This window comes from uncultured Draconibacterium sp. (assembly GCF_913063105.1).
Classification (GTDB): domain Bacteria; phylum Bacteroidota; class Bacteroidia; order Bacteroidales; family Prolixibacteraceae; genus Draconibacterium.
Genome location: NZ_CAJXYQ010000003.1, coordinates 1 through 15,696, shown reverse-complemented (window position 1 = coordinate 15,696; position 15,696 = coordinate 1). Strand labels below are relative to the sequence as shown.

The window sequence follows — 15,696 nt, the reverse complement described above, 5'->3', positions numbered from 1 at the left end:
TAAATGTCAATATTTTTGCAGGCTCGTTTTATGGCTTTTTGATTTTTATTCTGATCTATACTTGTTTAAATACCTTCATCGCGCAGGGCATCAATGGGTTTTATGCTTACAGCCCGGCGTGCCGGAATAAGGCCTGCAAAAATTCCGGATACTACCAGAACCGACAAGGCACCCACCGCCATTTTAAAACTAACCTCCGGCCTACGGAAAAATATATCGTCGGCATTGGCGGCATTCATTTCCAGCATCATATTCAGCAATTCAAGCAGGCCAACACCAAGCGCAAGACCAATGTAACCGGCAATTACAGTAAGAAAAACACTTTCAGCTACAATGTGCAGAATCACTTTTCCGGGTGTTGCTCCTATGGCTCGCTGAATACCAATTTCCTGCGTACGCTCCTTAATAATTACCAGCATTATATTACTTACTCCAATAACTCCGGCCAACAAGGTTCCAATCCCAACAATCCAGGTTAAGAGCTGAATGCCGGTAAATAAACCCATATATTTTTTCCATTCCACCTCAATATTAAACGAGCCAACTGCCTGTCGGTCGTCAGGTGCAATCCTGTGCCGTTCTTTTAATAATTCTTTTAATCGGGTTTCTACTTTGCTAACCGGCACACCAGGCTGCGAGGTAACCGAGAAGAAATGCACATCGTCGCCCATGTTAAAGGTTTTTTGCATGGTAGAGAATGGCATAATTATAGTTTCATTTTTTCTTCCGCCACCAATGTTTACGCGTGTTTCGCCCTTAACTACTCCAACTACCTGAAAGTAAACACCGTTAATTTTGAGGTACTGCCCAATCGGGTCTTCCTCTTTATCAAACATAACCTCCACCACACGTTCGCCAATATTTACCACTTTGCGCGAGTGCTGCATATCAATTTCGTTAATTAATCGGCCTTGCAATGGTGTCCACGGGTCTATTTTAAAAAAGTCGGGGTAATCGCCATAAATGTTAAAGGCTCCGGTTTTTTTACCTCTGATTACATTGTCGCCCTGGTAGGTTCGTGGGCCAAACAGGCGTGGCGATAGGTATTCGATATCGCTGATGTTGGCTTTAATGTATTCAATGTCGGTGTTTTTATAACTCCAGCGTCGGCCACGCTGAAACCCTTTGTAGGGTTTACTCGTGCGCTCAGTCCAGAAAAATGCAGAGTTGGAAGCAAAGGCTTTAATGCCGTCCATCACGCCGTTTTCAAGGGCACGCCCTGCACCCGACATAACTATCAGCATAAATATGCCCCAGAATACACCAAAAGCCGTCATAAAACTCCGCATCCGGTTTTTCTTTAAGGCGCTTAATATTTCTTTCCAAAGATCTAAATCGAACATTGTTTTTGCTTTTTTTGTTTTCTGTTATTCGTCGCGCAAGGCCACAATAGGTTTAATTCTTGCGGCACGTTTGGCCGGAATATAGCCTGCAATAGCACCGGCAATTACCAGTAGCAAGGTAGCCGACATGGCCACTCCCAGGTCAACAGTTGGGTTGCGGAACAAGGTTTCACCATTTCCTCCGTTTGTGGCTGCTGATGCTTCAAACTGTTTTTCAACGATAAAATTTATTCCTTCCATTAAACCGGTACCCAGCACCAACCCGATGTATCCGGCAATGGTTGTTATCATTACTGCTTCAAGAAGAATGAGGCCGATTACCGATGCAGGACTGGCTCCAATGGCTTTTCGGATACCAATTTCCTTGGTTCGCTCTTTTACTACAATCAGCATAATATTGCTAACGCCTACCACCCCGGCTATAAGTGTACCTATGCCTATTATCCAAATAAAAATATCGATGGCCTGAAAGATTTTCATGGTTTGAATGACATCTTCGAGTTTGTTGTACGAGCCCATAGCCGATTCATCAGTCGCATCAAATTTGTGCTTGCGAGCCAGCGTTTCGCGCACTTTTGCTTCAATGGCCTGGCTTTCTTCAAGCGTTTCGGCATTTATGGTAAGTGCAAAATTGTGCAGGCGGTTTGATCCGTTAAAAACTTTTTGTCCGGTGGTTACAGGTATGTAAGCGTTACGGTGCCGGGTGCCACCTCCCTCGCGACAAACACCTACAACTTTAAACGGTATGTTATTTACCCGAACATACTCGCCAATGGCATTTTTATCTTTAAAAAGGGCATCGTAAATATCTTTTCCCAGTACAACCGATTTTCTTGTCTGGTCAATATCCACTTGGTTTACAAATCTGCCGTCAACCATTTCAATCGATTCCACTTCTTTTAAATCAGGATGACAGGTAACCGCAGTGTATTCGCCGTACTCGCTTCCGTACGAAAAAAGATTGCCCCCGATGTAGTAGCGCCCCGAGGTATATTCAATGCCTTCAAGGTCTTTTAACAATTCATAATCGGCATTGGTAAAACGTATCTGGCGGTTCTCTTTCATTCCCTGGTAGGGAATGCTTGTTCTGCCGCTCCACAACCACATGGCATTAACAGCATCGCGCATAAAATTTTGCGATACACCATTGCTCAATCCGTTGCCGGCACCCAATAAGATCATCAACATAAATATGCCCCAGGCTACGCTAAATCCGGTAAGGAAAGTGCGCATCTTATTTTTCTTGATGGTTGCAAGAATCTCCTGCCATTTATCAATATCGAACATGATAGCTTAAGTTTAAAATGAAAATAAAAGTGACAAAAACGCCGGTGGCGAATAGGATTTGCTTATGCCGTTTCCAACTCTTTTGCGTACTGATGCTGGAAATGTTTCAGGTCGCCGTTTTTAATAATCTCATCAATACGGCCATCTTTTAAACGAACAATTTTCTGCGTCATGGCAGCAATATCATGCTCATGGGTTACCAAAATAACGGTAATCCCATCGGCATTAATTTCTCTGAGAATATCCATTACCTCGTACGAGGTACTGGTATCGAGTGCACCGGTTGGCTCATCGGCAAAAATTATTTTTGGTTGCGAAATTAAAGAACGGGCAATAGCTACACGCTGTTTTTGTCCGCCCGACATTTCGTTGGGTAAATGCGTTGCCCAATCCAGTAAACCTACTTTATCGAGGTATTCCAGAGCAATTTTGTTGCGTTTTTTGCGGTTAACGCCCTGGTAGTAGAGCGGAAGCGCTACATTTTCCATGGCATTTTTGAAGGAGATGAGGTTAAACGACTGAAAAACAAAACCCACCAACTCGTTCCGAAGACGGGCGGCCTGCTTTTCCGACATATCCTTTACCAGCGAACCATTCAGGTAATACGAACCTTCATCGTAGTTATCTAAAATGCCAAGAATATTTAATAAGGTTGATTTTCCGGAACCCGACGACCCCATTATTGAGACGAATTCTCCTTTTTTAATCTCAAGGTCGATTCCTTTTAACACATGTAACGAGTTACTACCAGTTACATACGATTTGTGAACATTGTTTAGACTAATCATGGCTTGAACTTGTTTTTTCTGAAGAAAATCCTTCAGGCTGTTTTCTGTGGCAAATTGTTGCCTTGTTTTTTGTTTTCAGTTTAAATTTGACGAAAAAAGGGTTTAACCTTTCTATTTTTTCGACCAACTCCCGATTTTAGTATGTGAAAAATTGATTCTTTCCTGTTTTTGTTTTCCGGCTTTGAAGCGGTGCTGTTTTGTTTTCATATTATGTGACGCACAACTTTTAATTACGTTACAATGATTTTTTGCTTTTTAAAATGGCTTACAGAAACCTGTACCTTTTATTTCTCTCAATTGCCTGCAGGTGCCCAACCCTGGTTTACAACACCAACCATAAGTGAATTTTCAGATTTTATTTCCCGGGTTAGAAAAAAGCTTCCTGTGCTACCAATCTTTCCGTATTTTTGACTTCTAATTATCAAGCAAATGGGAACAACAACAGTATCATTTAAATTACCAACCAACTACAGCACCGAGCTACTGCGCGAAAAAATTGCCAAAACGCTACGGATTAAAAACTTTTCGTTCGCGCTGGAAACCAAAAGTCTGGATGCCCGGAATAAATCGAACATCCACTGGTTGGTAAAAGCTGTTGTAACATCGCCCGAAATTAAAAGTGACGAAAAAGTTGAGAAAGAAAGGCTTGAAATACCTTACAAGAAAAGCAATAAAAAAGTTGTTGTTGTTGGTAGCGGACCTGCCGGTTTTTTTAATGCTTTTGTATTGCAAAAAGCCGGTTTTAATGTTACTCTCATCGAGCGCGGGTCGGATGTTAAAACACGCGGGAAAGCCATTTCCACTTTTGAAAAAACAGGATATTTTAACGCGCAAAACAATTACGCTTTTGGCGAAGGTGGTGCCGGAACTTTCTCCGATGGCAAACTTACTTCGCGTTCCAAACGCATTTCAAAAGAAAAACAGTTTATCCTGGAAAGCTATGTGGAGGCCGGCGCCCCGGAAGAGATACTATATATGACCCACCCGCATTTGGGTACCGATAACCTGCGAAAAATTGTGCAAAACCTGCGTAAAGCGTTTGAGAACCTGGGAGGTAAATTTCTGTTTGAAACGATGCTGGAAGATGTGGTGATTGTTAATTCAAAAGTTAAGGAGGTAATCACATCAAAAGGAAATTTACCGGCCGAGACCTTGTTTATTGCACCCGGTCATTCCGCTTTCGAGACCTACAAAATGCTGATAAAAAGAGGTATTCCTTTCCGCACAAAAAACTTTGCCATTGGCAGCCGAATGGAACACACTCAGGAAATCATAAACCGTGCTCAATGGGGAAAACCAGAACTTCAGGGAGTGAAAGCCGCCGAGTACCGCCTTACTTCGCAAGCCGACGGCAAACATTCCGTTTTTTCATTTTGCATGTGCCCCGGCGGCATGGTAGTTCCGGCAGCTGCCTACGAAAACACTAACATTGTAAACGGGATGAGCTACTACAAACGAAACGGCAATTTCGCCAACGCCGCCTGCGTAGCCGCCATTCACCCCGACGAGCTGGCAGGCAAAACGGTTTCGCCCATTGAAGCGCTCGACAAGCTGCAACAACTGGAAGAAAGCTTTTACCAATATGCTGAAGGTTATGCTGCGCCGGCATGTTCCATCAACGACTTCCTCAAACAAAAAGGCAAAGGATCGCAGTTCGAAACCAGTTATCCGTTGGGATTAAAACCGGCTCCGCTTTGGGACTTACTACCCCAACCGGTTGTTGAGTCGATGCAGGTTGGCTTGCAGGATTTTATCCGTAAAATGCGTGGTTTTGAAAATGGCAACTTGTTGGGTTTCGAAAGCAAAACTTCTGCACCGATTCAGGTAATTCGCGACAGGAATGGTTTATGCAAAGGCTTCGATAATATTTACATTATTGGCGAAGGCAGCGGCTATGCAGGTGGAATTATTTCAAGCGCTGCTGACGGGATTAAGGCAGCCATGAATTTTGTAGAAAAATGACAAAATTCTAAAACAATACACAAACGACTATCATAATATATTCCCAAAAAAATCAAAAGATAACCCCCAAGAGTCTTATAGATTATTTATGTTATATAACACAGAAACAGTTCCTATAACCTAACATACAGATAACCAACGCCTAGCATTTAACAATAAAATGGGGGGGGTAAAACTAATTTTTTATTTCGACATTAATTAGCATACCTTTATTACAGAATGTAACAAAACCCCCAGTCTATTAAACCCGGGCAGGACGTAAAAAGACAGAATGAGACGATTAACCCAAATAGGAAAAAATAAATTCGTGAGGTAAGCCTCCCCGGGGATGAGTTCACGCATTACTTTGTTCCCGGCCCGGGGAGGCAGCCAGTTTTGAAAAACCGTCCGCACAAGACTAATATCCGGAACACACTTTTGCAAGTTGGCATTTGTAATAGTAGGGCATCTCGCTGATTTATTCACAAATGTGCTATTAATTATGAAATTTAAATATTTACTTTTCTTACTATTTGTTAACTCAATCGTTCATGCACAGGATCCGGAATATCATGTAGTCTCATCCGATCCAGAAATCCGGGCCATCATAAAAAAAGGCATGGAACTGATGAAAGACAATTCGATTAAAAATAATAGGATTCTTGCGCTTTCAGAATTTAATGAAGCTGCTAATTTGGGAAGTGCAACTGCCCAATTTATAGTAGCCGAAATGTACGAGAAAGGATTAGGTACCAAAAAAGACAAACTAAAAGCCTTTGAATGGTATAATTTATCAGCTGAAAATGGTGATATGCATGCCATGTATAAAGTAGGGCTTATCTACAAAGAGGGAAAAATTGTCCCACAAAATTTTGAAACGGCTGTTGAATGGTTCCAACGTTCAGTTGATGCAGGAAATCCGGCCGGTAATTATTTTCTGGCTTACATGTATTTCAAAGGCTTCGGCGTAAAACAAAACTATATTACTGCTTTTGAGTTGGCACAATTAAGCTCCGATGCGGATATCACAGCCGGAAAACATTTACTTGCCTATTGTTATGAAAATGGGCATGGAACAAAAGCGGACCTCGATAAAGCAGAGAAACTTTATATCGAATGTGATAAACGCGGTTATAAACAATCAAAGGTCAGACTCGAAGAAGTAAAAAAGAAAAAACAAACAGAGGCAAATAAAAAGAATAAATCAGCTCAAATATCTAACAATTCTTCTTATCAAATTCCAATTGCCCTGCAAGGATTTTTCGATCTCAAAGCAGATGACAAAAGGCCAGCAATGCAAATAGGAGGTAAATGGCAAGGAATGTTGTTTATCTATGATTGGTCAAAACAAAAGAACGAAGAACAAATGATTTTGAATCTCACTCTTAATCAAGATGGCTATAATGTAAACGGAAACTGGAATTTAGAAAGCTCCAGTAAACTCCCTTTTAACTCTATCAAAGTCGGGAATAGTTTGTTCTTCAAAAATCTTGAGTTAGAATTTGAATGGGCTTACGGACAACCTGAAAAATGGTCTATAAAGGAAGGGCAATTCGAATACCAGGTAATTGATGATGAAATATTTCTCATAGGTGATCTCAAACTTTCGAATCCAAATATCAATAAGCCCTTTAGGCCATGTAACATTGTATTAAAAGCTGTTAACATAGAGAATAATCAAGACACGGTTTTGAATAAGGATATATTTGCTATTGAATTGAATAATATTGTTAAAGAAAATGATAAAAATCGAAAGATTCAATTATCTGTTTATCCAAATCCTACATCTAATAATATAACAATACAGTATAATGTTTTAGAACCTGGCAGTGTTCAGCTTAACCTTATTGACATCAATGGGCAATTAATCAAAACAATTGAAAATGATACTTATAAAATGATCGGGAAGTACTCCACTGCTACTTCGATTAGTGAAAAACCCGGAAGTTATTTTATACAATTGGTCCATAATAACCAAGTTTATTCAAGTGCCATTATAAAACAATAAAATCCTACAAACATGAGTAAAATAACTAATTTCATTCAATTCATATCTATTTTGTCTGTAATACTTTTAACTACAAATAGAGCACAAGCTTACATAGCATTAGAATACGATGGAACCACTTATATTTGTGATCATATGGAATTCAGCCCGACCACTAATACTATGACATTTTTTGATTGCCACGGTTATATAGAGGAAATTACTGTTTCTGGCAGCTCAGGAGGCGGTGGTGGTGGCGACACAGGAGATACTGGAACTTCAACCACCGAGTCTCCAACTGATGAGACTTCTTCGGGAGGGGGAAGTAGCAGTAGTTCATCAAACAATAATCCTGTTGAGCAAAATTGTATATACAATAACTTTAGTATTAATAGTTCGGGCATTGATGTCAATTACGTCCCTGTAGAAGGTGGCGGTCTAAATGGGACCTGTTCTTATAGCTCAAATATGAAATTATCAGGGAATACACTAAGTGGAAGCGGTTCTGCAATGTTCAATAACCTATATTACTCAGCTGATTTTTGGGGTAATATCAGACTCTTAAAAAACAGTATTGAAATCGGATATTGTCTTTTAAACGGTCCAAGCACAAATGGCGATATTTATGATTCTTCGTATAATTTCATTGGTTATGGAAGTATTACTGCCCCACCTGTTCCTAATTGTAATGATTCGTATAGCTCCAAACTATTTTTAGGATTTACAATCCAAGATTTTACTGGAAATTATACAGGAATTATAGCTGACTTAAATAAAAATATAGAACTACTAAATATAGAACAATGGAAATAAAATACATATTCATAATTCTTTTGATAGCATTAGTTAGTTGCCAAAATAAACATAATAATCAAAATCAATTTAATTTAGGATTAGGTGATGACGAAAAAAGTGTTGCTATAGCAGAATATGCAATGAAGCAACAAATTGAGGAGTTAAAAGAGAACCAGTTTGATGAAGAATCGTTAAATACTGCTTTAAAAGTTTTTGACCAGATTACCACTCATTACCCCGATTCGGTTAAATTCCTTTTATTTAAAGGAAAAATTCTATTGTGGAAAAAAGAATACAAATCTTATATCAGATTTAACTTGGAGTCTATTAATAAGTTCAAAAATCAGGCGAGTATCTATGGCAGTATTGGGCATGCATATTATTTACTAGGCGACTCTGTGAACGCCACTAAATATTATAAACTGTCAATTCATAAATATGAACAACAAATTGCCAACAATAAAAACAATACACAAATGATGTTCAATAGGGCCTTTATGTTTAACTTTACTGAGGGGAAAAGCAAAGCTATTGAAGAATTAGAAAAATACAGAAAGAAATTTCCCGAAGACTTTTATTTAAACGGCCCAATTCATTTATTCTATGATTTTGATAAAGAAGAATATTTTAGAAAAATCACACAAAAAGGAAATGGAGTCTACTAACATACTCAGCGTTTCCTTGTTGGTTGCACTGACTTTATTTATCACCCTAAAGATTGACATGATTATGATATAAGAAGATTCCTTTTTTATGTCGACACCCATTTGATATGGATTCCAGCGCAAGAAGATTGTCATATGAAATACGGCAAATAATATATCATGAAAAGAAAATTATTATACATTGGAATACTTATTTTATTTCTTGGCTGCCAAAACAATACAAAGAATAATTTTTCCATTTCGGGCAGATGGTGGTATGTTGAGAATGGATATTACAAAGAAATACACGCAAATGATACCTGTATGTTTGTATTTGATTTTTCAAATGTTGAAAATAAATATTATAGCATCAATTATTTTATCGAAGCCGATACATTGTGGACTTTTCGGGGATCTATAAAAAAATCTTTTAAACCAGTTGCTCCATTTATGAAAGGCGAAATTTTCTCTTCAAATGAGAACAGCTTTAAGTTAGTAAAAAATAAAAATGAAATAACATATCACAAGCTTGATAACGATATGAAATTGTTTAACAACCAATTATCAAAAATTTACACAAATGGTTCGTTGGATTCTCTATCATGGCGGACTTGGTTATCATATCAGGAAAGCTACGAAAACAGAGCAATTCAGTATTTTCGCAACCAACAGAAACAATAAGAGCTAAGCGCTCAATTCATAATAATATTCTAATAAAAGGATTCTTTTAAAGTTAGAAGAATCCTTTTTGACTTTCATACCTATGAGGAAATTGAAAACACTTTGTTGAGAAAATGTTTTTTCAAAAAACGCTCGTAATTGTAAACTTCCAGTTAATTCAAAAATCATTATTTAGAACAATTCTATAAAAATCAGATAGAAAGTGTAATTTTGCCTCTCTAAAATTTCAAGACGTTATGGCAGACAAAAAACTACCTTTTTCAAAAGACCAGCTTAACACAATTATTGAAAAATTTCCTACCCCCTTTCATATTTACGACGAAAAAGCGATTCGCGAAAATGCCCGTTATTTTAAAAATGCCTTTTCGTGGAACGAAGGATTTAAAGAGTACTATGCTATTAAATCGGCTCCGAATCCCTACCTGATGAAAATTTTGCGTGAAGAAGGTTTTGGAATCGACTGCAGTTCGATTGCTGAGCTTGAACTGGCAAAACGAATTGGAATGAGTGGCGATGAAATAATGCTGACATCGAACGATACACCTGCCTACGAATTTCAGCTGGCAAAAGATTTGGGTGCCATTATCAACCTCGACGACATTTCGCACATTGATTTTGTTGACAAACACGTTGGTTTGCCCGACACCATTTGTATGCGCTACAATCCGGGCGATTTAAAAAAGGGGAACCTGATTATCGGGCATCCGGAAGAAGCCAAATATGGTTTTACACACGAGCAAATGATTGAAGGCTACCGGATTTTGAAAGAAAAAGGTGTAAAACATTTTGGAATTCATACCATGGTGGCGTCAAACGAATTAGACTCAAATTACTTTGTTGAAACTGCCGAGTTGCTTTTCAAACTCATTGTTGAAGTATACGAAAAAACAGGTATCAGCATTGAGTTTGCCAACCTGGGTGGCGGAATTGGAATTCCCTACAAACCAGGAGAAAAACCGGTTGACCTTGAATTTGTTAGCAAAGGAGTACAAAAACTTTACAACGAAATAATCGTTAATGCCGGACTGGCGCCATTAAAAATATTCTTCGAATCGGGGCGTGCCATAACCGGACCATACGGTTATTTGGTAACCAAAGTACGCCACATTAAAAAAACCTATAAAACGTATGCCGGATTGGATGCCTGCATGACCAACCTAATGCGCCCGGCGCTTTACGGAGCCTATCATCATATTACCGTAATGGGTAAAGAAAACGAGGTGGCCAATGTAAAATACGATGTTACCGGTTCGTTGTGCGAAAACAACGATAAGTTTGCCATCGACCGTATGCTGCCGGAAATTGAGCCGGAAGACATTGTTGTTATTCACGACACCGGCGCACACGGCCACTCGATGGGTTTTAACTACAACGGAAAACTAAAATCGGCCGAGTTGTTGTTGCGCGAAAATGGCGACGTAGCAGAGATTCGACGTGCTGAAACGCTCGCGGATTATTTTGCAACGCTCGACTTCGATGGAGTAAAAGACTTTTAAGAAACTCATACTTCACAATAAATTAATAAGGCCGGGCACCAAAACCCGGCCTTTTTTGTATTTTTAAGAGCACAGAAAACAACAGGAACAATGAAGATTGGATACGATGCAAAACGAGCTTTTCTCAACACATCGGGTTTAGGAAATTACAGCAGAAACACCTTAAATGCCCTGGCCAAGTATTTTCCAGAACATCAGTATACATTATTTACTCCTGAAATAAAAAGCAACATGCTGGAGGAGCAGGAGAAATTCGATATTATTGCTCCGGAACAGGCCAACTCCGGAATTAAAAAAGCCATTTGGCGCTCGTTGCAGCTTAGCGAAGAAATTGAACAAACAGGAGTCAACCTTTTTCACGGCTTAAGTAACGAATTGCCAAAGGGCATGCATAAAGCCACCATCCCAACACTGGTTACCATTCACGATTTGATATTTATTCGTTACCCTCAATTTTACAAAACCCTCGACCGCGCCATTTATTTCCGAAAAACAAAATACGCCTGCAATGCTGCCACCCGAATTTTAGCCATTAGCGAGCAAACCAAAGCCGACATTATCGATTTTATAGATATTGAGCCCTCCAAAATTGAAGTGGTTCATCAGGCCATTTCGCCGCTGTTTTTTGAAAATGCAAACACGGGCAGGGTAAAAGAAAAATATAAATTACCAAAAGAATTTGTGCTTGCTGTTGGCACAGTGGAAGAGCGAAAAAACCAGCTTTCGATTCTAAAAGCAATGGTAGAAAAAAACATACAGTTACCACTGGTTTTGGTGGGTAATCCCACCTCCTACTGCAACGACATTCATAAATACATTGCTGAAAAGAAACTGCAGAACCGAGTCATCTTTTTAAAAAACATACCGGAAAACGATCTGGCTGCAATCTACCAGTTGGCGCGCCTTTCCATTTACATTTCTGTTTTTGAAGGATTTGGCCTTCCCGTTATCGAATCAATGGCCTGTGGTTGCCCGGTAATTACCTCAAACGCATCGTGCTTGCCCGAGACTGCCGGCGATGCAGCAGTATTGTGCTCGCCAACCAATATTGAAGAACTGGGGAATAACATGGAAAAGATTCTTACCGACACCAATTTTCGAAAAGAATTAATCATGAAGGGAAGAATAAGAGCCAACGAGTTTCAACCCAAAAAATATGTGGAGAAATTAGTTTCTTTGTACACCGAATTAATAAAGTAAGGGATTCAATTTTTCTTCTCGCTTCTTTTTAAAGTATCTGGTCTCCTTCGGGAGACAATTAAAACGAAGTGAAGCAAAGGAGTTAACTGACAATAAAAGCTTATTACATGCACGACGATTTAAAAAAAGCTGTTGAGGTTTTAAAGGATGGAGGTATAATTTTGTACCCAACCGATACCATTTGGGGAATAGGCTGCGATGCCACCAATGCCGAGGCGGTAAAACGCATTTACGACATAAAAAAACGCGAAGACTCGAAAAGTATGCTGGTTTTAATGGAAAACCCGGCCTTGCTCGATCGTTATGTAGAAGAAGTTCCGGAGGTGGCCTGGGACCTGGTAGAAATCTCAACAACTCCATTAACGGTGATTTACCCCGGAGCAAAAAACCTGGCGACGAACCTTATTGCTGCTGATAGTAGTATTGGAATTCGTTTTACTAAAGAAGAATTTACCACAAAATTGCTACAGCGATTCCGTCGTCCTATTGTTTCCACATCGGCCAACATAAGTGGCGAAAAATCGCCTGCCTTTTTTGACGAAATTTCTGATGAAATAAAAAAACTGGTAGATTATGTAGTAGAGTACCGGCAAAACGACCATACGCCATCAAAACCCTCGAGTATTATTAAACTCGGCCCCGGCGGACAAATCGATATTATTCGAAAATAAAAAAGGCCATCGATAACTTTCGATGACCTTTTACCAACAGGTTTATAACCTGTAACTATAAACTTTTTACTCTGCCCGAACCGGCAACTGAAGCATCAACAGTTGGATTTCCGTGGTAGTACACATTGCCCGAGCCGGCAATACGTGCCTTTACCGAGCCGTTTGAATTTACATTGCAATTGCCCGAGCCGGCAGAGCTTACACTAACCTGCTCGGCCTCGAATCTGCTGGCTTTAAAATTACCTGAACCCGAAATAGCTACATTTAATTCTTCGGCAACACCACGGCCACCAATTTCAATATTCCCCGATCCCGAAATGGCACCTTTCACTTTTGTCGATTTCAAATCGTCGATCTCGATGTTGCCGCTTCCACTAATGGCAAGGCTGATAATTCGGGCATCCAGTTCTTTGGCCACGATATCGCCCGATCCCGATACGCCAAGACCATCAACATCAGGAACACTAATGTAAATATCAATTTTACCGGGTTTAAAATTACGCCGAAAAACATTTTTGTTCGGAAAACGGATTACCAGCTTATTCCCATTAACTTCGGTAATAATTTCTTCCACAACCGACTGTTTGGCTACAACCCGAATACTTTGCTCGCTGGCTTGCGTGAGGTAAACGGTTGCCGGAATTCGTAAACTAATTTCCGAAAAGCTGGACACATCACGGATTTCTTCTTCTGCCAAAACGCCTGAGGAAACAAACATGGCTAAAAACAACATGCTAAAAATTAATACTGTTTTCTTCATCTGAATAAAATTTATTGTTTTCAAAAATTACTACATACACGAACTACTCCGAATGAAAAGTGGCCAGAGCAGTAGTGTTGTTTTTAAAAGTACTTTTTAATGACGTGCAGGACACGACAAAGTTGCACGGTGTATTGAAAAAACTTCATATTATAACATAAAATAACTTTTCATGACCGGGAATTACTTTCAGTCATACAAATTTACTTTTCCGAAAATTACCTGGCAGTGAACTTTGCCATGTTAAGTTGGTATTTTTTTGCTTAAAACAGGAGGTTGAGAAAAAGACTCCGGAGCATTATCGGAAAATACCGGCAGATTTTAAGCTTCATTAAGCATCAATCAGCCCCTCGGGAAGACTAAGTGTAACTGTTTTTTCAATTTCGTTATACGCCACCAGCATTTCCTCGTGGTACGGAATAAGTAATTCTTCGCCTCGGTACGAAACGGTAAGCACAATATTTCCGGAATAATCATCTACCTGATCGATAGTGCCAATTTCCCCTAGTTTACTGTCGATAAGCATGAAGTCTTCGAAAATTGACTCCGTTTCCTCCATTTCATCAATAATTTCGTTATGAAACAGATAGGCAGAAGCTCCAATTAACCGTTTAGCGTATTTTTCATCATCAACCCAATCGAACTTAACAATTGCTGATTTGGAAGACCGAAAACGAAAGCCGTCTTTTTCTACAAAAAATGGTACCAGCAAACCGTCAAGTTCAACAAAAAAGCGATCGCTTTCTTCTACAGAATATTCAAATTGTTCTTCAAATTCCAGAACAACTTCTCCATGCACACCGTGTGTCTTTCTGAAAAATCCAACTTTTTGGCACTCCGTTTTAGGTATCGTTTCCATACTTCAAAAGTAAAGCATTTTCTCTTGAAACGGTAGTTATGAGTGGAAAGTTCCAAAAAAGTGTTACATAACTTTTTATCAGAAGTCAGGTTAACTCGTAAAATATGTGAATTTTCCTTCACTCAGAATTGTAAAAACTATTGTTATTTTTTTCTGCTGGAGGCTATCATTTTTGTCATGACACAAAAACGAGACACGAGGAAGGCATTTCCGAGCTCAAGGCTGCTTTTGATCTTCACCCTACGTCTTCATAAAACCCAAATTCGGACGAGTGATCTCCTCGCCTACTCGGAGCTTCCCGCTCATTAAGGTTTTATTTCAACTCCGGACAAAGACCACAAGAGGCCGTTCCACTTATGAAAAGCTGGCAAAACTAAAATGTTACTTCCAAGCTTCGTCCTCGGGCGGTAAGTCCTAAAACAAGAAATAAAAGCGGATCTAATATAAATTTTGTGCGGGCTCGTCAAAAATCCGTCAATTGTGCTAAGCCGCTATATTGAAAAAACGCAAAGGTTATTTTCTGACTAGATTTTGGGTTCCTTTTGATCGAATGCAAAAGGAACTGCCCGTCTGGCAAGAATACAAAAGCTACAAAATGGAATTTGAATTTCAAGATCCGGGAATTAGTTGATCAAATTGTTTCAAGCCCTTCGAAAGAAAAAACCACAATAGTAGTCGATCGCGGAATGATTGAGTAAAAATTAAGACTCGGACTTGAGTTCACAAAAAAACCACCTGCCAAACGGCAAGTGGTTTTCTATAATCAGATGAGTTGTCTTTCTTAAGATTCCGCACCTTCTTGTTTTGGAGCCTCTTCTGCTTCTGTTTCTTCAGCCTGAGCTTCCGTTGCTTCTTCAGCAGCTTCGGCACTTGCTTCGGCTTCAGCCTCTGCTTTTGCAGCTTCAGCTTCAGCGGCCAATTCTGCATCTCTTGCAGCAATGGCAGCAGCTCTTTCTTCTTTGATTTTAGTTTCAGCATCCATTTGTTTTTTAGCTTCTGCAGCGGCATCACCGGCCAAACGGTCGATTTTTGCCTGAATTTTAGCTTCTTTTTCTGCAATCCAGCTTTCTAAACGCTTTTCAGCTTCAGCTTCATCAAATGCTCCTTTTTTAACTCCACCCATCAGGTGTTTTTTGTACATAACACCTTTGTAAGACAAAATTGCCTTTACAGTGTCGGTTGGTTGTGCGCCTTTAACAAGCCAGTCGTAAGCTTTGTCAAAATCGAGATCGATAGTAGCAGGA

Annotated in this window: 14 protein-coding genes; 8 read left to right on the top strand and 6 right to left on the bottom strand. The window is 39.5% G+C overall.

Features of this window, described 5'->3' with window-relative positions:
* Nucleotides 1–65: 65 nt before the first annotated feature.
* The 3 genes from QZ574_RS03330 to QZ574_RS03320 form a co-directional block, all read right to left on the bottom strand.
* Nucleotides 66–1,343, bottom strand: a complete 1,278-nt coding sequence (locus QZ574_RS03330) for an ABC transporter permease (protein ID WP_297086758.1) — start codon at nucleotides 1,341–1,343, stop codon at nucleotides 66–68.
* 24 nt (nucleotides 1,344–1,367) lie between these two features.
* Nucleotides 1,368–2,630, bottom strand: a complete 1,263-nt coding sequence (locus QZ574_RS03325) for an ABC transporter permease (RefSeq protein WP_297086756.1) — start codon at nucleotides 2,628–2,630, stop codon at nucleotides 1,368–1,370.
* Nucleotides 2,631–2,692: 62 nt separating this feature from the next.
* A complete protein-coding gene (locus tag QZ574_RS03320; protein WP_297086753.1) occupies nucleotides 2,693–3,418 on the bottom strand; it encodes an ABC transporter ATP-binding protein in 726 nt (241 codons plus the stop codon).
* A gap of 429 nt (nucleotides 3,419–3,847) precedes the next feature.
* Between QZ574_RS03320 and QZ574_RS03315 the strand changes: the two genes are divergently transcribed.
* The 8 genes from QZ574_RS03315 (at nucleotide 3,848) to QZ574_RS03280 (ending at nucleotide 12,833) form a co-directional block, all read left to right on the top strand.
* Nucleotides 3,848–5,380, top strand: coding sequence for an FAD-dependent protein (locus tag QZ574_RS03315; RefSeq protein WP_297086751.1), 1,533 nt, complete (start codon nucleotides 3,848–3,850; stop codon nucleotides 5,378–5,380).
* A gap of 424 nt (nucleotides 5,381–5,804) precedes the next feature.
* Nucleotides 5,805–7,367, top strand: a complete 1,563-nt coding sequence (locus QZ574_RS03310; RefSeq protein WP_297086749.1) for a T9SS type A sorting domain-containing protein — start codon at nucleotides 5,805–5,807, stop codon at nucleotides 7,365–7,367.
* Nucleotides 7,368–7,379: 12 nt separating this feature from the next.
* Nucleotides 7,380–8,159 carry a hypothetical protein gene (locus QZ574_RS03305; protein ID WP_297086748.1) on the top strand — a complete coding sequence of 260 codons (780 nt, stop codon included), beginning with the start codon at nucleotides 7,380–7,382 and terminating at the stop codon, nucleotides 8,157–8,159.
* Nucleotides 8,150–8,806 carry a hypothetical protein gene (locus tag QZ574_RS03300; RefSeq protein ID WP_297086747.1) on the top strand — a complete coding sequence of 219 codons (657 nt, stop codon included), beginning with the start codon at nucleotides 8,150–8,152 and terminating at the stop codon, nucleotides 8,804–8,806. Before QZ574_RS03305 ends, QZ574_RS03300 begins: the two co-directional genes overlap by 10 nt.
* A 159-nt stretch (nucleotides 8,807–8,965) precedes the next feature.
* On the top strand, nucleotides 8,966–9,466 hold the full coding sequence (locus tag QZ574_RS03295) for a hypothetical protein (protein ID WP_297086745.1): 501 nt from the start codon (nucleotides 8,966–8,968) through the stop codon (nucleotides 9,464–9,466).
* 236 nt (nucleotides 9,467–9,702) lie between these two features.
* Entirely contained in the window at nucleotides 9,703–10,962 is a 1,260-nt protein-coding gene (locus QZ574_RS03290; protein WP_297086743.1) for a diaminopimelate decarboxylase, read from the top strand.
* A gap of 90 nt (nucleotides 10,963–11,052) precedes the next feature.
* Entirely contained in the window at nucleotides 11,053–12,162 is a 1,110-nt protein-coding gene (locus QZ574_RS03285; protein WP_297086741.1) for a glycosyltransferase family 1 protein, read from the top strand.
* A 107-nt stretch (nucleotides 12,163–12,269) separates the two neighbouring features.
* Entirely contained in the window at nucleotides 12,270–12,833 is a 564-nt protein-coding gene (locus QZ574_RS03280; protein WP_297086739.1) for an L-threonylcarbamoyladenylate synthase, read from the top strand.
* Nucleotides 12,834–12,888: 55 nt separating this feature from the next.
* Here QZ574_RS03280 and QZ574_RS03275 read toward each other — a convergent pair whose 3' ends face one another.
* From QZ574_RS03275 to QZ574_RS03265, 3 genes are all read right to left on the bottom strand, one after another.
* Entirely contained in the window at nucleotides 12,889–13,593 is a 705-nt protein-coding gene (locus QZ574_RS03275; RefSeq protein ID WP_297086738.1) for a head GIN domain-containing protein, read from the bottom strand.
* Nucleotides 13,594–13,924: 331 nt separating this feature from the next.
* Nucleotides 13,925–14,452 carry a hypothetical protein gene (locus tag QZ574_RS03270; protein WP_297086737.1) on the bottom strand — a complete coding sequence of 176 codons (528 nt, stop codon included), beginning with the start codon at nucleotides 14,450–14,452 and terminating at the stop codon, nucleotides 13,925–13,927.
* A gap of 781 nt (nucleotides 14,453–15,233) precedes the next feature.
* Nucleotides 15,234–15,696 (bottom strand): 30S ribosomal protein S16 (locus tag QZ574_RS03265; protein ID WP_297086736.1); only part of this gene is annotated, 463 nt, incomplete at its 5' end.

What these genes read in the sequence shown, in the direction of transcription:
- QZ574_RS03295 (WP_297086745.1), top strand. Translation starts at nt 8,966, where the DNA reads ATGAAAAGAAAATTATTATACATTGGAATACTTATTTTATTTCTTGGC.
- QZ574_RS03270 (WP_297086737.1), bottom strand. Translation starts at nt 14,452, where the DNA reads ATGGAAACGATACCTAAAACGGAGTGCCAAAAAGTTGGATTTTTCAGA.
- QZ574_RS03280 (WP_297086739.1), top strand. Translation starts at nt 12,270, where the DNA reads ATGCACGACGATTTAAAAAAAGCTGTTGAGGTTTTAAAGGATGGAGGT.
- QZ574_RS03325 (WP_297086756.1), bottom strand. Translation starts at nt 2,630, where the DNA reads ATGTTCGATATTGATAAATGGCAGGAGATTCTTGCAACCATCAAGAAA.
- QZ574_RS03300 (WP_297086747.1), top strand. Translation starts at nt 8,150, where the DNA reads ATGGAAATAAAATACATATTCATAATTCTTTTGATAGCATTAGTTAGT.
- QZ574_RS03320 (WP_297086753.1), bottom strand. Translation starts at nt 3,418, where the DNA reads ATGATTAGTCTAAACAATGTTCACAAATCGTATGTAACTGGTAGTAAC.
- QZ574_RS03305 (WP_297086748.1), top strand. Translation starts at nt 7,380, where the DNA reads ATGAGTAAAATAACTAATTTCATTCAATTCATATCTATTTTGTCTGTA.
- QZ574_RS03275 (WP_297086738.1), bottom strand. Translation starts at nt 13,593, where the DNA reads ATGAAGAAAACAGTATTAATTTTTAGCATGTTGTTTTTAGCCATGTTT.
- QZ574_RS03330 (WP_297086758.1), bottom strand. Translation starts at nt 1,343, where the DNA reads ATGTTCGATTTAGATCTTTGGAAAGAAATATTAAGCGCCTTAAAGAAA.
- QZ574_RS03315 (WP_297086751.1), top strand. Translation starts at nt 3,848, where the DNA reads ATGGGAACAACAACAGTATCATTTAAATTACCAACCAACTACAGCACC.
- QZ574_RS03285 (WP_297086741.1), top strand. Translation starts at nt 11,053, where the DNA reads ATGAAGATTGGATACGATGCAAAACGAGCTTTTCTCAACACATCGGGT.
- QZ574_RS03290 (WP_297086743.1), top strand. Translation starts at nt 9,703, where the DNA reads ATGGCAGACAAAAAACTACCTTTTTCAAAAGACCAGCTTAACACAATT.